Source organism: Streptomyces sp. NPDC049040, assembly GCF_043197715.1.
Lineage (GTDB): Bacteria > Actinomycetota > Actinomycetes > Streptomycetales > Streptomycetaceae > Actinacidiphila.
In genome coordinates this window covers 102,500-121,596 of record NZ_JBICTO010000013.1, presented here as the reverse complement: position 1 = coordinate 121,596, position 19,097 = coordinate 102,500, and the positions used below count along the sequence as shown (strand labels likewise).

13 protein-coding genes and 1 riboswitch are annotated in these 19,097 nt (G+C 75.4%); of the genes, 10 read left to right on the top strand and 3 right to left on the bottom strand.

Going from position 1 to position 19,097, the window contains the following annotated elements; all coding sequences use genetic code 11:
- Positions 1 to 694: 694 nt before the first annotated feature.
- From ACGFMP_RS27520 to ACGFMP_RS27510, 3 genes are all read right to left on the bottom strand, one after another.
- Positions 695 to 2,065 (bottom strand): hypothetical protein, encoded by a 1,371-nt coding sequence (locus ACGFMP_RS27520; RefSeq protein ID WP_393675695.1) that lies wholly within the window; start codon positions 2,063 to 2,065, stop codon positions 695 to 697.
- A gap of 63 nt (positions 2,066 to 2,128) precedes the next feature.
- A complete protein-coding gene (locus ACGFMP_RS27515) occupies positions 2,129 to 3,244 on the bottom strand; it encodes an alpha/beta hydrolase (protein ID WP_393675694.1) in 1,116 nt (371 codons plus the stop codon).
- Positions 3,245 to 3,382: 138 nt separating this feature from the next.
- Positions 3,383 to 4,039, bottom strand: coding sequence for a class II aldolase/adducin family protein (locus tag ACGFMP_RS27510; RefSeq protein ID WP_393675693.1), 657 nt, complete (start codon positions 4,037 to 4,039; stop codon positions 3,383 to 3,385).
- 107 nt (positions 4,040 to 4,146) lie between these two features.
- Between ACGFMP_RS27510 and ACGFMP_RS27505 the strand changes: the two genes are divergently transcribed.
- The 10 genes from ACGFMP_RS27505 to cobI all read left to right on the top strand — a co-directional run bounded on the left by ACGFMP_RS27505 (position 4,147) and on the right by cobI (position 19,097).
- Positions 4,147 to 5,538 carry an NAD(P)/FAD-dependent oxidoreductase gene (locus ACGFMP_RS27505; RefSeq protein ID WP_393675692.1) on the top strand — a complete coding sequence of 464 codons (1,392 nt, stop codon included), beginning with the start codon at positions 4,147 to 4,149 and terminating at the stop codon, positions 5,536 to 5,538.
- A gap of 301 nt (positions 5,539 to 5,839) precedes the next feature.
- A complete protein-coding gene (locus tag ACGFMP_RS27500) occupies positions 5,840 to 7,081 on the top strand; it encodes an anion permease (RefSeq protein ID WP_393675691.1) in 1,242 nt (413 codons plus the stop codon).
- A gap of 19 nt (positions 7,082 to 7,100) precedes the next feature.
- Positions 7,101 to 7,301: a hypothetical protein gene (locus tag ACGFMP_RS27495; RefSeq protein ID WP_393675690.1), complete on the top strand. Its 201-nt coding sequence runs from the start codon at positions 7,101 to 7,103 to the stop codon at positions 7,299 to 7,301.
- A gap of 111 nt (positions 7,302 to 7,412) precedes the next feature.
- Positions 7,413 to 7,542, top strand: a riboswitch (cobalamin riboswitch).
- A 132-nt stretch (positions 7,543 to 7,674) separates the two neighbouring features.
- A complete protein-coding gene (locus ACGFMP_RS27490) occupies positions 7,675 to 8,757 on the top strand; it encodes a cobalamin biosynthesis protein (protein ID WP_393675689.1) in 1,083 nt (360 codons plus the stop codon).
- On the top strand, positions 8,745 to 10,232 hold the full coding sequence (locus ACGFMP_RS27485; RefSeq protein ID WP_393675688.1) for a cobyric acid synthase: 1,488 nt from the start codon (positions 8,745 to 8,747) through the stop codon (positions 10,230 to 10,232). The genes ACGFMP_RS27490 and ACGFMP_RS27485 overlap by 13 nt, the downstream gene beginning before the upstream one ends.
- On the top strand, positions 10,229 to 13,900 hold the full coding sequence (gene cobN, locus ACGFMP_RS27480; protein WP_393675687.1) for a cobaltochelatase subunit CobN: 3,672 nt from the start codon (positions 10,229 to 10,231) through the stop codon (positions 13,898 to 13,900). The genes ACGFMP_RS27485 and cobN overlap by 4 nt, the downstream gene beginning before the upstream one ends.
- Before the next feature lie 280 nt (positions 13,901 to 14,180).
- Positions 14,181 to 16,286, top strand: a complete 2,106-nt coding sequence (locus ACGFMP_RS27475; RefSeq protein ID WP_393675686.1) for a putative cobaltochelatase — start codon at positions 14,181 to 14,183, stop codon at positions 16,284 to 16,286.
- Positions 16,286 to 16,882: a cob(I)yrinic acid a,c-diamide adenosyltransferase gene (gene cobO / locus ACGFMP_RS27470; RefSeq protein ID WP_393675685.1), complete on the top strand. Its 597-nt coding sequence runs from the start codon at positions 16,286 to 16,288 to the stop codon at positions 16,880 to 16,882. The genes ACGFMP_RS27475 and cobO overlap by 1 nt, the downstream gene beginning before the upstream one ends.
- On the top strand, positions 16,876 to 18,384 hold the full coding sequence (locus ACGFMP_RS27465) for a cobyrinate a,c-diamide synthase (RefSeq protein ID WP_393675684.1): 1,509 nt from the start codon (positions 16,876 to 16,878) through the stop codon (positions 18,382 to 18,384). The genes cobO and ACGFMP_RS27465 overlap by 7 nt, the downstream gene beginning before the upstream one ends.
- Positions 18,369 to 19,097 (top strand): precorrin-2 C(20)-methyltransferase, encoded by a 729-nt coding sequence (gene cobI, locus ACGFMP_RS27460; RefSeq protein ID WP_393675683.1) that lies wholly within the window; start codon positions 18,369 to 18,371, stop codon positions 19,095 to 19,097. The genes ACGFMP_RS27465 and cobI overlap by 16 nt, the downstream gene beginning before the upstream one ends.

Here is a 19,097-nt window from a genome sequence, read left to right as displayed (position 1 = left end):
TGGGCGTGTCGCGCGTCGTGACGCCAGAGCTAATCGAGGAACAGAGCGGCCATGGGGCCAGTCTACTGGCCCCATGCAACTGCCTTTGCCCGGTGCCGGGCGGGCTGGCTTGCCGTTGCGGTCGGCGGGAACGTGGTGGGGGCCGCGGGCCCCCCGTCCCAGGGGGGTGGGCCTCGCGATAGGACCTCGACTGCTGCGGCGTCGGGGCTGGGGGCGCAGTTCCTCGCGCCCCTGAGGGGGTGGCCCCCGCCCTTATCGTTCGGCTGCTGCGCCGTCGGGGCCGGGCGCGCAGTTCCCCGCGCCCCTCAGGGGGTGGGCCTCGCGGTAGGACCTCGGCTGCTGCGCCGTCGGGGCCGGGCGCGCCGTTCCTCGCGCCCCTTAGGGGGTGGGCGTCGCCCTTGTGGTTCGGCTGCCGCCCGTCCAGGGCTGGGCGCGCAGTTCCTCGCGCCCCTCAGGGGATGCCCCTCGCGGTACGACCTCGACTGCTGCGCCGTCCGGGCCGGGCGCGCCGTTCCTCGCGCCCCTCAGGGGGTGGGCCTCGCGGTAGGACCTCGGCTGCTGCGCCGTCCGGGCTGGGCGCGCCGTTCTTCGCGCCCCTCAGGGGGTGGGCCTCGCAGTACGACCTCGACTGCTGCGCCGTCCGGGCTGGGGGCGCAGTTCCCTCGCGCCCCTCAGGGGGTGGGCCCGGGAGGGGTCAGGCTTCGCCGGTGTGGACCTGGAAGGCGGCTTTGCGCATGGCCTTGGCCAGGACGGGGTCGGGGTGGGCGGCGGCCAGGGCGACGAGGACCTGGACGGTGCGGGGGTGACCGACGTCACGGACCTCTTCGAGGAGCCCGGGGACCGAGCCCTGGACGGCCGTCTCCAGGTGGCTGACCAGCAGGTGGTCCTCGCCGTGGTCCGCGACGGCGGCCGCCGTGTCGACCCACAGCCAGGTCGCCTCCTCCCGGGTGAGCAGGCCGGTGGCGGTGTCGGGGTCGCCGCCGTCGAGTTCGGCGAGCCAGAGCACGGCGTACGGGCGCAGCACCGGCTCGGTGACCACCGCGCGCACCGCGGGCTCCGCGGGGTCGCCGACGACCCGCAGCGCCTCGAAGGCCAGGCCGCGCAGCAGCGCGTCGTCACCGCGCGCGGTGTCGAGGAGTTCGGCGACGGCGGGCGCGACGGGCCGGGCGGCGAGCCAGGCGCGGTACTCGGCGCGTGCGGGCCCCGGGGAGAGCCGGGCGCAGGCCCGGAGCATGGTGGCGGCGGACTGCTCCATGTGCCCGGCGGGACCCTGCGCGGCCACGCAGATCTGCTCCAGCTTGACCCACACCGCCCAGCTGCCCAGCGCGGTGAGCGCGACCTCGTCGGGCCGCTGCGGGTCGCGGGGGCGGAGCGCTCCCACTCTGGCGGCGGCCTCCAGGGTCCAGTCGAGCAGGGTGGGCAGCGGGTCGCCCGCGCCGTCGGCGGGGGGCTCGTGGCGTTCCGTGCGCAGTTCGGCGACCCGCTGGCGGAGCAGGTCGAGGAGGGTGTCGATGGGCACCGGGCCGTTCGACAGGTGCAGGAAGGACAGCAACTGCGGTGCCGCCTCCACGACTTCGGCGACCAGCGCCGGGTCGGGGCCGCTGCGGTCGCCGGGCAGGAAGGGGTGGGCGAGCGACCAGGCGTCGAAGAGGGCGACCCAGCCGCGGAGCACCGCGGTGTCGTCGGTGTCCCAGGCCCGCAGCCGCCAGCCGGGGCGTGCGGTGCCGCCGTGCAGTTCGATCAGGCCGGACAGCCTGGCGCGGTCCCAGGCGGTACGGATCTGGCCCGGTGTCAGGTCCAGGGCCGCGGCGGCTTTCGCGAGGGCGTCGGCGGGAAGTATCCCGGTCGGTCCCGCGGTGCCGGGGCCGGTTCCCGCCCAGCGTGCGAGGCGTACGGCGGCGGCGAGTTCGCGCCGGGCGAGCCGGGCGAGATCCGGCAGCGGAGGCGTGCCTTCCGGCGGACGCGGAGGCCTTGACCTGCGCGTTGTCGCGGTCCTGCGGGCCGCGGTGAGCGGCCGGCGGGGGACAAGGCGGAGCGGAGTGTCTCGCGGGCTACGGGACGTCACTGGAGCAGTCTCGCCGTTGTGCGCCCAGATTCCCAATCGGCAGGGATTTCCGGCGTTCAGCGCTCACATGAGCGGGGTCAGGAAGCGCCGCAGGGTCTCTTCGTAACCGGCGGGGTCGGCGTTCCACATCGCCCCGTGCTGGGCTCCGCGCACCGTGTGCAGGACCACCAGATCCGGGTGCCGCGCGGCGAGTTCGCGGGACGGCGCCCAGGGGGCGAGGGTGTCGTCGGGGCCGTGGAAGACCAGGGTGGGCACGGTGGGGGACGCGGGGTCGACGGGGGCGGTGCCGTGGCGTCCTGTCGTTCCCGTACGCCCTTCCGCCGCGCGGACGGCCAGCGGGGTCAGGGTGGGGGGCAGGCCGTGCCATTCGGCGGCGGCGGCGACCGTGGTCCGCCAGTCGAGAACCGGCGAGTCCAGCACCAGGCCGCTGACCCGGTGCTTGACCGCGGAGAGCCGCTGCGCGTGCAGCGCCATGGTGGCGCCGGTGGACCAGCCGTAGAGCACGATGCGCTCGGCGCCGTACTCCACGGCGTACCGCATCGCCGCGTCCAGGTCGCGCCATTCGGTGCGGCCCAGGTGCCCTGTGCCGTCGGGCGGCGGCGGGGCCTCGGGGTCGCCCCGGTAGCCGAGTACCAGCTGGGTGAAGCGGTGGCGGTGCAGGGCGGGCAGCACGTTCATGGCGTGCGCGCGGGTCGCGCCGAGGCCGTGGACGGTGATCACCCAGGTGGTGCGGGCGCCCGGCAGGTACCAGCCGGGCAGCGGGCCCAGCTCGCCCGGCACGTCCACCTCGGTGTAGTCGAGGCCGAGCGCCACCCGCGGGTTGCCGTGGTGCAGCTGCGGGGTCACCCGGACCGCGCTGCCCGGGTCGAGGGAGCCGTGCGGGACCGCGAGGAGTCTCCTGGTCACCGAGTAGGCGGTGGTGTCCACCACGTCGCCGGCCAGCGCGTGCAGACCGTCGGCCGCCAGGCCGTAGGTGCCGCGGCGGGCGGACGCGGGGGTGCGGGTGAGGACGACGCGGTCGGGGGAGACCGCGTGCACGGTCACCCTCCCCTCCGGCGCCGGGTCCTCGGCGGACGGCCTGAGGGCGAAACGCGATCCGTACCGGCCGACCGCCACGACGGCGGCGGTGCCGGCACCCAGGGCGGCGGTGGCCGTGGCCACCGCGGTTCGTAGTCGCATCCCGTCCAGTCTCACCGACCTTCGCCGTCCCGGCCACTCCTGTCCCACGGGTACCCGCCGTCCCGCAGGGCACGCCTGCCCCGGTGCGGGCCTCCTCGGGCCGCCCCCCGGCCGCGGTCGGAGCCGTGCGACGGGTCGTCAGGCCGGCGGCTGGCCATAGGTCGTGAAGCTGTCCGCGGCGGCGGCGAGGTCGGCGCCGGTGAGGGTGCGCGGGGTGCCGGAGGCGGTGGCGAGCAGCCAGACGCGGCACATCCATTCGAGCTGGCCGGTGCGCTCGTGGGCGCGGGCGGGTGTGGGCCCGTAGGCGAGGGTGCCGTGGTTGGCCAGCAGGCAGGCGGTGCGGTCGCGGAGGGCGGCGAGTGCGCCGGCGGCGAGCTCGGGGGTGCCGTAGAGGGCGTAGGGAGCGACGCGGACCGGGCCGCCGAGGGTCGCGGTCATGTAGTGGACCGGCGGCAGGCGGTCCACCAGCGTCGACACCGCGGTGGCGTGCGGCGCGTGGGTGTGGACGATCGCGCGGGCCCCGGTCGCGCGGTAGACGGCCAGGTGCATGGGCAGTTCGCTGGTGGGGAGCAGGTCGCCGTGCACCTGCCGCCCGTCGAGACCGACGGCGACCAGGTCCTCGGGTCGCAGCCGGTCGTACGGCACTCCCGTCGGCGTCACGACCACGACGTCGCCGACGCGCGCGGACACGTTGCCCGAGGTGCCGACGACCAGTCCGTCGGCGACGGTGCGGCGGGCCGTGTCGACGACCTCGGACCAGGCGTCCGACCAGGCTTTCTCGACTGCGTCTGGCACGGCGGCGTCCTTCCGGGGGCGGGGTGGGCGGCGGGCGTTGCCGTGGCCGCCGGGGTCGCAGTAGCGTCCCCGCACACCACAGGGTCAACGGCGATAGCAGGTGCATTATGACCACCGTCAACGGCGGTATCTCGTTCTGGTACGCAGGCACCGGCATACCGCTGCCGCGCGAGCCGCTGCCGGGTGACGCGGAGGCCGACGTCGTGATCGTCGGCGGCGGCTACACCGGCCTGTGGACGGCGTACTACCTCAAGCAGGCGGTGCCCTTCCTGCGGATCACCGTGCTGGAGGCGCGCTTTTGCGGATACGGCGCCTCCGGGCGCAACGGCGGCCGGCTCCACAACCGTGTCGCGGGCCGCGAGCGCTACGCGAGGCTGCACGGCCAGGACGCGGCCGTACGGCTGCAGCAGGCGATGGACGGCGCCGTCGAGGAGGTGCTGCGGGTCGCGGAGGCCGAGGAGATCGACGCCGAGGTCCGGCAGGGCGGTGTACTCGACGTCGCCTGCTCTCCGGCCCAGCTGGTGCGGCTGCGGGCGCATCACGCGCGGGAGGCCGCCTTCGGCGCGAAGGACGGGCAGCTGCTGGGCGCGGCCGAGTCGGCCCGCAGGATCAGGGCGGCGGGCGCGGTCGGTGCGAGCTGGACCCCGCACGGCGCCCGGGTGCACCCGGTGAAGCTGCTCCAGGGGCTGGCGGCGGCGGTGGAGCGCCTCGGGGTGACCGTCCACGAGTCGACGGCGGTGACCGAGATCCGCCCCAAGCACGCCGTCACCCCGTACGGCACCGTCCGCGCGCCTTACGTGCTGCGCTGCACCGAGGGCTTCACCGCGTCGGTGAAGGGGCAGCGCCGCAGCTGGCTTCCGGTGATCTCGTCGATGATCGTGACCGAGCCGCTGCCGCCCGAGTCGTGGGCGACGATCGGCTGGGAGGGCGGGGAGACACTGGGCGACCTGGCGCACGCGCCGATCTACGCGCAGCGCACCGCCGACGGCCGGATCGCGCTGGGCGGCCGCGGGGTGCCCTACCGTTTCGGCTCGCGGACGGACGACGCGGGCAGGACCCCGGAGCGTACGGTCGCCGGGCTGCGCGAGGCGCTGGTGCGGCTCTTCCCGGGAACGGCCGGGGTCGCGGTCGCGCACGCATGGTCGGGGGTGCTGGGGGTGCCGCGCGACGGGTGCGCGAGCGTGCACCTGGACCGTACGACCGGCCTGGGCTGGGCGGGCGGCTACGGCGCCAGCGGCCTGGCGGCGTCGAACCTGGCCGCCCGCACCCTGCGCGACCTGGTGCAGCTGGACTCGGGGCAGGGGCACGGGACCGAGCTGACGGCGCTGCCCTGGGTGGGCCACAGGGCGCGGCGCTGGGAGCCCGAGCCGCTGCGCTGGGCGGCGGTGCACGGGCTGCACGCGGCCTACCGGGGCGCCGACCGGCGGGAGCTGGCCGGGCGCAGCGCGGCGACCGACCCGCTGGCGCGGTACGCCGACCGGATCTCCGGGCGGCGCTGAGCGGCCCGCGGGGCGCACGTGGCACGGCGGTGAGCCGGGGGTCCGCGTGGGCACGGCGCCGGGATCGGGGCTCGGAGCGGCACCGAGCGCGCCCGCCGGGGGGGTGCGGGAACGGGTGGGGTCGCGGAGCACGGTGGGGGTCATGTGGCGGGGACGGGGGTCTCCGCGACGGGTGCCGTTGACGTACCGTTCACTGACGCGTCATGTCGGCACCCCGAGTCCGCTGTCAGTTCACCTTCCGTTCATCAATGATCCGTACGGTCACCTGCGCCACTGTCCAATCGAACGATTGCCTGGGTCCATGGAACACATGACGCTCCTGATCGGAATCGTCATCGCCACCGCACTCGTGTTCGACTTCACGAACGGCTTCCACGACACCGCCAACGCGATGGCCACCACCATCTCCACCGGTGCGCTCAAACCCAAGACGGCGGTGGCGATGTCCGCCGCGCTCAACCTCGTCGGCGCCTTCCTGTCCGTCGAGGTCGCCAAGACCATCTCCGGCGGCATCATCGACGAGTCCGCCGGCATCAAACCGGAGATGATCTTCGCCGCACTGGTCGGCGCGATCGTCTGGAACATGCTGACCTGGCTGGCCGGGCTGCCGTCCAGCTCCTCGCACGCGCTCTTCGGCGGCCTGATCGGCGCCACGCTGGTCGCGGTCGGCCGCCACGGGGTGCACGGCGAGGCGGTCGTGATGAAGGTCCTCATCCCGGCGCTGGCCGCGCCGATCGTGGCGGGCCTCGCCGCGACCCTGGCCACCCGGCTGAGCTACCGGCTCGGCCGCCACGCCGACCCGAAGGCCACCGCCAAGGGCTACCGGGCGGGGCAGATAGCCTCCGCCGGCCTGGTCTCGCTCGCCCACGGCACCAACGACGCGCAGAAGACCATGGGCGTCATCACCCTCGCGCTGATCACCGGCGGCGTCGTCGCCCCGAACTCCGACCCGCCGCTGTGGGTCATCTGCTCCGCGGGCGCCGCGATCGCACTGGGCACGTACATAGGCGGCTGGCGGATCATCCGCACCATGGGCAAGGGCATCACCGACATCCAGCCGCAGCAGGGCTTCGCGGCGCAGACCGGTGCCGCGGCGACCATCCTGGCCTCCTCGCACCTGGGCTTCGCGCTGTCCACCACCCAGGTGTGCTCGGGCGCGGTGATGGGCGCGGGACTCGGCCGCAGCGGCGCGGTGGTGCGCTGGAGCACCGCGGGGCGGATGGTCGCCGCGTGGGCCCTGACGCTGCCCGCCGCGGGCCTCGTCGCCGCCGCGGCGGCGCTGCTGGCCGACCAGGGCGGCTGGGGCGTGGCCACGGTCGCCGTCGCGGGTCTGGCGATCTGCGCCACGATCCGTACCGCCTCCCGCCGCCGGCCGGTCACCCACGCCAACGTCAACGACGACCTCCCCGCCGAGCCGCAGGGCGCGGTGACCGCGGCCATCGCCGCGGTGATCCAGCCGCCGGCCGGCGTCGTCCAGGCGCCGGCTCCCGCCGGGCCCGCCGGGCCTTCGGGACCCGCCGCCCCGTCCACCGCGACCGCGTGACCACCCGAAGGAGCCCCGCATGAGCATCGACTGGCACGCCCTCGGCACGGTCCTGGCCGTCACCCTGCTGTCCACCGTCGGCCTGGTCGGCGTCTTCACCCTCGGCGTGGTCGGCGTGTCCCGGCCGGGCGCGGTGCTCGCCAGGAGCGGGGCGTACGCCTGCTTCGCCGCGTGCACGGCGGCCGTGGCCTGGGGCATCTGGCTCATCGTCGCCAAGTAGCCGGCGCCCGCGGCGGGGTGTGGACCTCACCACACTCCGTCGCCGCAGGTCAAGGGCTGGTTGACGGGGTCAGCCGCACGTGGTGGACTGCGGGGGCCATACGGCGGCAGGAGAGGAAGTCCGGTGCGAATCCGGCGCGGTCCCGCCACTGTCACCGGGGAGTGCACTCCCAACCCGTACGTCACGGCCGGTTCGCCGGTTGGAAGACCGGGAGTGCGTAGATCCGGGAGCCAGGAGACTCTCACCGCCGGTCACGTCGAACCAGGGCGCGGACCCTGAGTGAGGACTCCTGCCATGCCCGGCGCCATTTTCTTCCCTCCCGGTACGTGTTCCTGCAAGCCGTCCCCCCGGGGTGTGACGGCGGTCTGAGCTGATGCGTGCCGATCGCGTATACGCGTACGGCGCCGCGCTCGGCTTTCTCGGCGATCTCGTCGCGGGTGACCCGCGCCGCGGCCATCCGGTCGCCGCGTTCGGGCGCGCGGCCGGTGCGCTCGAACGCCGGACGTGGCGGGACGACAGGCTCAGCGGCGCGGCGTACACGGCGCTGTGCGCCGGGGCCGTGGCGGGCGCCGCGGCCCTCGCCGGGCGGGCGGTGCGGCCCTCCGCCGCGCTGTCCGCGGGGCTGACCGCGGCCTGCACCTGGTCGGTGCTGGGCGGCACCTCGCTGGCCCGCGAGGCGCGGGCGGTCGCCGCGGCGCTGGACGCCGGGGACCTGGAGGCCGCCAGGGCCAGGCTGCCGCATCTGTGCGGGCGCGACCCGCAGAACCTGGACGCGGGCCAGATCGCCAGGGCCGTGGTGGAGTCGGTCGCGGAGAACACCTCGGACGCGGTGGTGGGCGCCCTGGTCTGGGGCTCGGTCCTCGGGCTGCCGGGGCTCGCCGGCTTCCGGGCGGTCAACACGCTCGACGCGATGGTCGGGCACCGCTCGCCGCGGCATCTGCGCTTCGGCTGGGCCGCCGCCCGGCTCGACGACACCTTGGGATGGCCCGGCGCCCGGCTCACCGCGGCACTCGCGGCGCTGGCCGGCCCGCATCCGCGTGACGCGCTGCGCACCTGGCGCCGCGACGCCGCCGCGCATCCCAGCCCCAACGCGGGACCCGTCGAGGCCGCTTTCGCCGGGGCCTTGCGGCTCCGCCTGGGCGGCACCCTGTCCTACGGCGGCCGCACGGAGCACCGCCCCGTCCTCGGTGCCGCCTTCCCGGCGCCGACGGCGGCCGACATCCCGCGCGCCGTCGCCCTGTCCCGCCGCGTCTGCGGCCTCTCGCTCGCGCTGACGGTGCTCCCGCCGCTCCTCCTCCCCCGGTTCCTCCCGCTCCTGCCGCCGCGGGCGGCGCGCACCTCCCCTGCGGCGGCTCAGGCACGGGCGCCGCTTTTTGCCGGACGCCCTTTCCCGCCGGCTCTCCCGCCGCGGGCGGCACGGCACGAGGCGGGGGTGACACCCCCATGCGCGGGCTGATGATCGCGGGCACGGCGTCGGACGCGGGCAAGAGCGTCGTCACCGCGGGGGTGTGCCGCTTCCTGGTGCGCCGCGGCGTGCGGGTCGCGCCCTTCAAGGGCCAGAACATGTCGCTCAACTCCTTCGTCACGCGCGACGGCGCCGAGATCGGCCGCGCGCAGGCCATGCAGGCGCAGGCCGCACGCGTGGAGCCGTCCGCGCTGATGAACCCGGTGCTGCTCAAGCCCGGCAGCGACCGCAGCAGCCAGGTCGTGCTGCTGGGGAAGGCCGTCGGTGAGATGTCGGCACGCGGCTACCACGGCGGCCGCCAGGGCGAGTTGCTCGACATCGTCGCGGACTGCCTGGCGCAGCTGGGCCGTTCGTACGACGCGGTGATCTGCGAGGGGGCCGGCAGCCCGGCCGAGATCAACCTGCGCCGCACCGACATCGTCAACATGGGTCTGGCGCGCAGGGCCGGCATCCCGGCCCTCGTCGTGGGCGACATCGACCGGGGCGGCGTCTTCGCGTCGTTCTTCGGCACCACCGCGCTGCTCGCGCCCGAGGACCAGGCGCTGATCGCCGGCTACGTGGTCAACAAGTTCCGCGGCGACGTCGGCCTGCTGCAACCCGGCCTCGACATGCTGCGGCAGCTCACCGGACGCCCGACCCTGGGCGTCCTGCCGTACGCGCGCGGCCTCGGCATCGACGAGGAGGACGGCCTGCGGGTCAGGGAGTCCGAGGTGGGGCGCCCGCACGGCGAGGACGTGCTGCGGGTCGCGGTGGTGGCGCTGCCGCTGATGTCGAACTTCACCGACCTGGACGCGCTCGCGGCGGAGCCCGGCGTTCTGGTCCGCTTCACCGACCGGCCGCAGGACGTGGCGGACGCCGACCTGGTGGTGCTGCCCGGCACCCGCGGCACGGTCAGGGCCCTGGAGTGGCTGCGCGAACGCGGCCTGGCCGCCGCGGTGCGGCGCAGGGCGGCGGAGGGCCGCCCGGTGCTGGGCATCTGCGGCGGCTTCCAGTTGCTGGCGCAGCGCATCGAGGACGACGTCGAGTCGAAGGCGGGTACGGTCACCGGCCTCGGCCTGCTGCCCGCCCGTATCCGCTTCGCGGCCGCCAAGACGCTGGCCCGGCCCACCGGCACGGCCTACGGCGAACCGGTGGAGGGCTACGAGATCCACCACGGGGTGGCAGAAGTCCTCGGCGGCGACGAGGACTTCCTCGACGGCTGCCGGGTCGGCGCGGTGTGGGGCACCCACTGGCACGGCTCGCTGGAGAGCGACGGCTTCCGCCGGGCCTTCCTGCGCCGGGTCGCCGCCGCCGCGGGCCGCCGCTTCGTACCGGCGCCCGACACCGGCTTCGCCGCACTCCGCGAGGCACAACTCGACCGGCTCGGCGACCTGGTCGAAGAGCACCTGGACACCGCCGCGCTGCTGCGGCTCATCGAGGACGGCGCTCCCGCCGGACTCCCCTTCGTCCCACCGGGGGCACCATGACCACCCTTCTGCTGCTGTCCACCGCCGACACCGACCTGCTGGCCGCGCGCGCCGCGATGGCCGCACGGCCCGGCGGCGCCGTCTACCGCATCGGCAACCCGTCCCGAGTGGACCCGGAAGGCGGGCTGCCGGCGCTGCTGGAGGGCGCCGACCTGGTCGTGGTGCGGCTGCTCGGCGGACGCAGGGCCTGGGAGGAGGGCCTGGCGGTGATCGCCGCGTCGGGAGTCCCGGCGGTGCTGCTGGGCGGCGAGAGCGTCCCGGACGCCGAGCTGATGGCGCTGTCCACGGTGCCGGCGGGCGTGGTCGCCGAGGCGCTGCGCTACCTGGTCGAGGGCGGCCCGGAGAACCTGGCGGAGCTGGCGCGCTTCCTGTCCGACACGGTGCTGATGAGCGGCGAGGGCTTCGAAGCGCCGCGCGCGATGCCGCAGTTCGGAGTGCACGGCGAGCCAGCCCACCGGACGGACCGCCCGACGGTCGCGGTGCTCTTCTACCGGGCGCACGAGCTGTCGGGCAACACCGCCTTCGTGGACACCCTGTGCGCGGCGATCGAGGCGCGCGACGCCAACGCACTGCCCGTCTACTGCGGTTCGCTCCGCCTTGCCGACGCCGGGCTCTACGAGCTGCTGGGGCGGGCCGACGTGATCGTGGCGACGGTGCTGGCGTCCGGCGGGACCGTGGCGGCCGACGCGTCGGCGGGCGGCAGCGACGAGGCGTGGGACATCGGCGCCCTCGCGGATCTCGACGTGCCGGTGCTCCAGGCCCTGTGCCTGACCTCGTCCCGCAAGGCCTGGCAGGAGTCCGACGCGGCGCTGTCGCCGATGGACGCGGCGATGCAGGTGGCGATCCCGGAGTTCGACGGGCGGCTGATCACGGTGCCGTTCTCGTTCAAGGAGACCGGCGAGGGCGATGTGCCGGTCTACGTCGCGGACCCGGAGCGGGCCGCGCGCATCGCGGGCATCGCGGTCCGGCACGCGGCCCTGCGCCACAAGCCGAACGCGGACAAGCGGCTGGCGCTGGTCTTCACCGCCTACCCGACCAAGCACTCCAGGGTGGGCAACGCGGTGGGCCTCGACACGCCCGCCTCGGCCGTACGGCTGCTGGAGGCGCTGCGCGACGCAGGCTACCGGACGGGGGAACACCCGGCCGGGGGCGATGAGTTGATCCACCGGCTGATCGCGGCCGGCGGCCACGACGTGGAGTGGCTGACCGAGGAGCAGCTGGCCGCCTCTCCCACCCGGGTGCCGCTCACAAACTACCAGCGGTGGTTCGCGACCCTGGACGAGGACCTGCGGGCCGGGATGCTGCGGCACTGGGGCGAACCGCCGGGCTCGCTCTACGTGGACGGCGACGACATCGTGCTGGCGTCGCTGCGGTTCGGGAACGTGGTCGTACTGATCCAGCCGCCGCGCGGCTTCGGCGAGAACCCCATCGCCATCTACCACGACCCCGACATGCCGCCCTCGCACCACTACCTGGCCGCCTACCGCTGGCTGGAGCACACCTTCGGCGCCGACGCGATCGTGCACCTCGGCAAGCACGGCACCATGGAGTGGCTGCCGGGCAAGGGACTCGGGCTGTCCGCGGGCTGCGCGCCCGACGCGGTGCTCGGCGAACTCCCCCTGGTCTACCCCTTCATCGTCAACGACCCGGGCGAGGGCACCCAGGCCAAGCGGCGCGGCCACGCCACCGTCGTGGACCACCTGGTGCCGCCGATGGCCCGCGCCGACTCCTACGGCGACCTCGCCAAGCTCGAACAGCTCCTCGACGAGTACGCCTTGGTCAACGACCTGGACCCGGCGAAGGCCCCGGCGATCCGCAGCCGGATCTGGGAGCTGGTGCGGACGGCGGAGCTGCACCACGACCTGCATGTCGACGAGCAGCCGGGCGAGGGCGACTTCAACGACTTCGTGCTGCACGTCGACGGCTGGCTCTGCGAGATCAAGGATGTGCAGATCCGCGACGGCCTGCACATCCTGGGCGGCGGCCCGGTCGGCGAGGCGCGGGTCAACCTGGTGCTCGCGGTGCTGCGTTCCGCGCAGGTGTGGGGCGGCGCGGGTGACGCGCTGCCCGGACTGCGGGCCGCGCTGGCCGAGCATTTCGGGCTGGTCGAGAAGGAGTTGCTGGCCGAGCCGGGCGCGCCCGCAGCGGTGCCCGCGGCCCTGACCCTGCTCGCGGAGGGGCCCGCGCGCACCGCGTCGGACGCCGTCGACCTGCTGGAGCAGCTGGCCAGGCGGCTGGCCGAGACCATGGAGCTGCGCGGCTGGGCCGCCGGCGCGGCCGCGGAGGCCGTGGACGACGTGCTCGGCGGGGCGGCGGTCCCCGCGGCGGTGCGGGTGCTGGACTTCGCCGCGGCGGAGGTCGTCCCCCGGCTGGCCCGCACCACCGACGAGATCGACCACATCCTGCGGGCGCTGCGCGGCGGTTACGTCCCCGCGGGACCGTCCGGCTCCCCCACCAGGGGCCTGGTCAACGTGCTGCCCACCGGCCGCAACTTCTACTCCGTCGACCCCAAGGCCATCCCGTCGCGGCTGTCCTGGGACGTCGGCACGGCGCTCGCCGACTCGCTGCTGGCCCGGCACCTCGCCGACAACGGCAGCTACCCGGCGTCGGTCGGCCTGACGGTGTGGGGTACGTCGTGCATGCGCACCCAGGGCGACGACATCGCGGAGATCCTCGCGCTGCTGGGCTGCCGCCCGGTGTGGGACGACGCGTCGCGCCGCGTCACCGGATTCGAGATCGTCCCGGCGCACGAGCTGGGCCGGCCGCGGATCGACGTCACCGTCCGCATCTCCGGATTCTTCCGCGACGCCTTCCCGCACGTGGTGTCCCTGCTGGACGACGCGGTACGGGCGGTCGCGGAACTGGACGAACCCGCCGACGTCAACCACGTCCGCGCGCACGCCGACCAGGACACCGCCCTGCACGGCGACCGGCGGCGGGCCACCGCCCGGATCTTCGGCTCGAAGCCGGGCGCGTACGGGGCCGGCCTGCTGCCGCTGATCGACGCCCGCAACTGGCGCTCGGACGCCGACCTCGCGGAGGTCTACGCGGTGTGGGGCGGTTTCGCGTACGGGCGCGGCCTGGACGGACGGCCCGCACGCGGCGACATGGAGGCCGCCTTCCGCCGTATCCAGGTGGCGGCCAAGAACGTCGACACCCGCGAGCACGACCTGGTCGACGCGGACGACTACTTCCAGTACCACGGCGGGATGGTGGCCATGGTCCGCCACCTCACCGGGTCCTCGCCCGAGGCGTACGTCGGCGACAGCGCGCTGACCGACCAGGTCAAGACCCGCACCCTCGGTGAGGAGACGCACCGGGTCTTCCGCGCGCGGGTCGTCAACCCGCGCTGGATGGCGGCGATGCGGCGGCACGGCTACAAGGGCGCCTTCGAGATGGCCGCCACCGTCGACTACCTCTTCGGCTACGACGCGACCGCGGGGGTGGTCGACGACTGGATGTACGAGCGGCTGGCGTCTGAGTACGTCTTCGACGCGGAGAACGCGGAATTCATGCGGAAGTCCAACCCGTGGGCGCTGCGGGGCATTTCGGAGCGGTTGCTCGAAGCGGCCGACCGCGGCCTGTGGGCGGCGCCCGACCCGGACACGCTCGCCCGGCTGCGTGACACCTACCTGGCCCTGGAGGGCGACTTGGAGGGCGACGCCTGATGAACCCGTCTGCAGCGTGCTTTCTCCCCGGCCGTGGCCCCGCCCCGGCCCCCGGTCCTCGAAGGCAGGACTGGCCGGCACCGCGCAAGCCCGGCTTCGCCCGCCCGGCGCGTCCGCGAACGCCGGACGAGGCGGCTCTGCCCGACCCCCGCCCCGTCCGCCCAGGGCGTCACGGGCTGCCCCTGCGCGGCCCGCGCGCATGCCCGAGGGAGGCCGCCCCTCTCACGCGGCCGCGACCGGCAGGACGACGCGCGGCACGGAGCCGCAAGGAGGGGGACACGTGAGCGCCGCGTATCCGTTCACCGCACTGGTCGGGCAGCAGGACCTGCGGCTCGCGCTGTTGCTCAACGCGGTGTCGCCCGCCGTGGGCGGCGTCCTGGTACGGGGTGAGAAGGGCACCGCCAAGTCCACGGCCGTCCGGGCGGTGGCGGCGCTGCTGCCGGGGCTGCGGGTCGTACCGGGGTGCAGGTTCTCCTGCGAGCCGGGGGCCGCGGACCCTGAGTGCCCCGACGGCCCGCACCCGGCTCACGCCGACGGCGGCGCCGAACGCCCGGCGAGGCTCGTGGAGTTGCCGGTCGGCGCGTCGGAGGACCGCCTGGTCGGCGCCCTCGACATCGAACGCGCCCTGGCCGAGGGCGTGAAGGCCTTCGAGCCCGGCCTGCTCGCCGCGGCGCACCGCGGGGTGCTCTACGTCGACGAGGTCAACCTGCTCCACGACCACCTGGTCGACCTGCTGCTCGACGCTGCGGCGATGGGCGCGAGCTACGTGGAGCGCGAGGGCGTTTCCGTACGGCACGCCTCCCGCTTCCTGCTGGTCGGCACCATGAACCCGGAAGAGGGCGAGCTGCGCCCGCAGTTGCTCGACCGCTTCGGCCTGACCGTCGAGGTGGCGGCGTCCCGCGAGACCGACGAGCGGGTCGAGGTGGTGCGGCGGCGGCTGGCCTACGACGCCGACCCGGCGGGATTCGCGGCGCGCTGGGCGCCGCAGGAGCAGGAGGTGCGCGAGCGGATCGCCGCCGCCCGGCTGCTGCTGCCCGAGGTGCGGCTCGGCGACGCCGCACTGCGGCAGATCGCCGCGACCTGCGCGGCCTTCGAGGTCGACGGCATGCGCGCGGACATCGTGATGGCCCGCACCGCGACGGCGCTGGCCGCGTGGGCGGGCCGCACGGTGGTGCTGGCCGAGGATGTACGGCAGGCGGCGCTGCTGGCGCTGCCGCACCGGCGGCGGCGCAATCCCTTCGACGCGCCGGGACTCGACGAGGGCAAGCTCGACGAGACGCTGGAGCAGGCCAGGGCGGAGTCCGAGCCCGAGCCCGGGTCGGGGTCCGAGCCCGGGTCCGCGGACGATGGCGGCGACGGGGACGGAGGCGGGGACAGCGACCCCGACCCCGATCCCGGCCCGGACGGCGGGGGCGGCGGGGGCGGCGGGCAGCCGGAACCGCCTCGGGACGGACCGCGGGACCCGGCGCCGCAGGGCGCAGGGGACGGCCCCGCGGGCGACGCGCCGCAGCCGGCCGGCGGCGAGGGGCCGCAGCCGGCCGGCGGCGAGGGGCCGCGCGAGCAGCCCGCCACGCCGGCCGCGGAGCCGTTCAAGGCGCGGACGCTGACCGTGCCGGGACTCGGCGAGGGCGCGGCGGGCCGGCGTTCGCGGGCGCGGACCGCCCAGGGCCGTACGACCGGGGCCCGGCGCCCCGACGGCGCCCTCGGCCGGCTGCACCTGGCCGCGACCGTGCAGGCGGCGGCGCCCCACCAGCGGGCAAGGGGCCGCAGCGGGCCGGGACTCGTGCTGCGCAGGGACGACCTGCGGCAGGCCGTGCGGGAGGGCCGTGAGGGCAACCTCGTGCTGTTCGTGGTCGACGCCTCGGGCTCGATGGCGGCCAGGCAGCGGATGTCGGCGGTGAAGGGCGCGGTGCTGTCGCTGCTGCTCGACGCCTACCAGCGGCGTGACAAGGTCGGCCTCGTCACCTTCCGGGGGACCGGCGCGGAACTGGTGCTGCCGCCGACGTCGTCGGTCGACACCGGGGCGGCACGGCTGGAGAAGCTGCCGACCGGGGGCCGTACGCCGCTGGCCGCGGGCCTGCTGAAGGCGCACGAGGTGCTGCGGATCGAGCGGCTGCGCGATCCGTCGCGGCGCCCGCTGCTGGTCGTGGTGACCGACGGGCGGGCCACAGGAGGCCCGGAACCGGTGGCGCTCGGCGCCCGCGCGGCGCGGCTGCTGGCCGCCTCCGGCACGGCCGCGGTGGTCGTGGACTGCGAGTCTGGGCCGGTACGCCTCGGCCTGGCGGGCGCGCTTGCCGCCGACCTGGCCGGGGTCGCCGTCACGCTGGAGGAGCTGCGGGCCGACACGGTGTCCGCCCTGGTCAAGGATGTACGGAGGGCCGCCTGATGCCGCAGGGACAGCCGAGTGTGGTACCCGACGACGGCCTGACGACCCGGCAGCGCCGCAACCGGCCGCTGACGATCGTGCACACCGGGGTCGGCAAGGGGAAGTCGACGGCCGCCTTCGGCCTCGCGCTGCGGGCCTGGAACCAGGGCTGGCCGGTCGGGGTTTTCCAGTTCGTCAAGTCCGCGAAGTGGAAGGTCGGCGAGGAGCGGGCGCTCCGGGTGCTCGGCGCCTCAGGCGAGGGCGGCACGGTGGCCTGGCACAAGATGGGCGAGGGCTGGTCGTGGGTGCAGCGCTCGATGGAGAGCAGCGAGGAGGCCGCCCGCGAGGGCTGGGAGCAGGTCAAGCGTGACCTGGCCGCGGAGACCTACCGGCTGTACGTGCTGGACGAGTTCGCCTACCCCATGCACTGGGGGTGGGTGGACACCGCCGAGGTCGTGGCGGTGCTGCGGGAGCGGCCCGGCGCGCAGCACGTCGTGATCACCGGGCGCAACGCGCCGCCCGCGCTGGTCGACGCCGCCGACCTCGTCACGGACATGTCCAAGGTCAAGCACCCCATGGACACCGGCCAGAAGGGGCAGAGGGGCATCGAGTGGTAGCCCGCCTCGTCATCGCCGCGCCGGCCTCGGGCAGCGGCAAGACCACCGTCGCCACCGGCCTGATGGCCGCGTTCGCGGACGGCGGCCTCGCCGTGTCCCCGCACAAGGTCGGCCCCGACTACATCGACCCGGGCTACCACGCCCTCGCCACCGGCCGCCCCGGCCGCAACCTCGACCCGTACCTGTGCGGCCCGCAGCGGATCGCCCCGCTCTTCCTGCACGGCGCCGCGGGCTGCGAACTCGCGGTCGTGGAGGGGGTGATGGGCCTGTTCGACGGCGCCTCGGGGCACGGCGAACTCGCCTCCACCGCGCAGGTCGCCACCCTGCTGCGGGCGCCCGTGGTGCTGGTCGTGGACGCGTCGGCGCAGGCGCGCTCGGTGGCCGCGCTCGTCCACGGCTTCGCGTCCTTCGACCCGCGGCTGCGGATCGGCGGGGTCGTCCTCAACAAGGTCGGCTCCGCGCGGCACGAGCGGGTGCTGCGGGACGCGCTGGAGGAGGTGGGGGTGCCGTGCCTCGGAGCGCTCGGGCGAGGGGACGACCTCGTCGTGCCCTCGCGGCACCTCGGACTCGTGCCGGCCGCGGAACGCGACGATGCCGCACGGCTCTTCGTCCGCGCGGCGGCCGCGCGCGTGCGTGCGGCCTGCGACCTGCCGGGCCTCCTCGCGCTGGCGCGCAGCGCCCCCGCCCTCCAGGTGGAGCCGTGGGACCCGGCCGCCGAGGTGGCGGCCCGCGGTGCCTCCTTTCCCGACCACACCCCTTCCCGGACCCCGGGCCCCGCTCCGGAGCCCGGTCCCCGGAAGCCGGGCGGGCCGCATGCGCGGGAGGTCGAGCGGGCCCGGCCTGTCCGGCCTTCGACGACGAGCGGGTCGGTGGACAAAGCCGCACGAAACGCGGCGCGCAAGCCCGTCGTGGCCGTGGCCGCAGGTGCCGCGTTCACCTTCCGGTACGCCGAGCAGGCCGAACTGCTCGGGGCGGCGGGCGCGCAGGTCGTGGAGTTCGATCCGCTCAGGGACGAGTCGCTGCCCGCCGGCACCGCGGGCCTGGTACTCGGCGGCGGCTTCCCCGAACTGCACGCGCGGGAGCTGTCCGCCAACGCCGCCCTCCGCAAGGAGGTCGCCGGCTTCGGCGGCCCCCTGGCCGCGGAGTGCGCGGGCCTGCTCTACCTGGCCCGCGACCTCGACGGCGAGGAGATGTGCGGCCGCCTGCCGGTCACCGGCACGATGACCGGCCGCCTCACCCTCGGCTACCGCGAGGCCGTGGCACTGACCGACAGCCCGCTTGCGGCGCCGGGCACCCGGCTGCGCGGGCACGAATTCCACCGCACCGCGGTGGACCCGCCGCGGGGCACGGAGGCCGCGTGGGGCTTCACGCACCCGGAGCGCAGGACCGAGGGGTTCGTGGACGGGTCCGTGCACGCCTCCTATCTGCATCTGCACTGGGCCGCGGAGCCGTCGCTCGCGACCCGTTTCGTCGAGAGGTGTGCCGCATGGACCTGCGACTGACCGGGGTCGGGGTGGGCCCCGGCGACCCGGAACTGGTGACGGTGAAGGGCGTGAACGCGCTGCGCGCGGCCGGTGCGGTGGTGGTGCCGGTGCTGGACACCGGCGAGACCGGCCGCGCCGAGGCGACGGTTCTGCACTACGTGGACGCCTCCCGGGTCGTCCGGGTGGTCTTCGCGCTGAACGAGCGCACCGACCGGGCCCGCCGCGAGGCCGCCTGGGACGCGGCAGGGGCCCGGGTGGCCGAACTCCTGCGCGTGCACGGCTCGGTGGCCTTCGCCACGATCGGCGACCCGAACGTCTACTCGACCTTCACCTACCTCGCCCACACGATCGGCGAGTTGCTGCCGGGGACGGCTGTCGCGACGGTGCCCGGCATCACCGCGATGCAGGACCTGGCGGCCCGCAGCGGGGCCGTACTGACCGAGGGCACCGAGCCGTTGACCCTGGTGCCGGTGACCGCGGGGGCCGCGGTGCTCAAGGCCGCGCTCGAAGGCCCAGGCACGGTCGTGGCCTACAAGTTCGGCCGGCTCGCGGCGGAGGTCGCCGCGGCGCTCGACGCGACCGGCAGGACCGAGGGCGCGGTCTGGGGCAGCGCGCTGGGCCTGCCCGGGGAGTCGATCCGCCCCGCCGCCCGGCTGCTGGACGGCCCGCTGCCGTATCTGTCGACGCTGATCGCGCCCGCGCGGCGGGACGGCAGAGGAGGAAAGCTGTGA

Coding starts and splice junctions, on each gene's coding strand:
- ACGFMP_RS27515 (WP_393675694.1), bottom strand. CDS start 3,244: ATGCGACTACGAACCGCGGTGGCCACGGCCACCGCCGCCCTGGGTGCC.
- ACGFMP_RS27505 (WP_393675692.1), top strand. CDS start 4,147: ATGACCACCGTCAACGGCGGTATCTCGTTCTGGTACGCAGGCACCGGC.
- ACGFMP_RS27500 (WP_393675691.1), top strand. CDS start 5,840: ATGGAACACATGACGCTCCTGATCGGAATCGTCATCGCCACCGCACTC.
- ACGFMP_RS27495 (WP_393675690.1), top strand. CDS start 7,101: ATGAGCATCGACTGGCACGCCCTCGGCACGGTCCTGGCCGTCACCCTG.
- ACGFMP_RS27490 (WP_393675689.1), top strand. CDS start 7,675: ATGCGTGCCGATCGCGTATACGCGTACGGCGCCGCGCTCGGCTTTCTC.
- ACGFMP_RS27485 (WP_393675688.1), top strand. CDS start 8,745: ATGCGCGGGCTGATGATCGCGGGCACGGCGTCGGACGCGGGCAAGAGC.
- cobN (WP_393675687.1), top strand. CDS start 10,229: ATGACCACCCTTCTGCTGCTGTCCACCGCCGACACCGACCTGCTGGCC.
- cobO (WP_393675685.1), top strand. CDS start 16,286: ATGCCGCAGGGACAGCCGAGTGTGGTACCCGACGACGGCCTGACGACC.
- cobI (WP_393675683.1), top strand. CDS start 18,369: ATGGACCTGCGACTGACCGGGGTCGGGGTGGGCCCCGGCGACCCGGAA.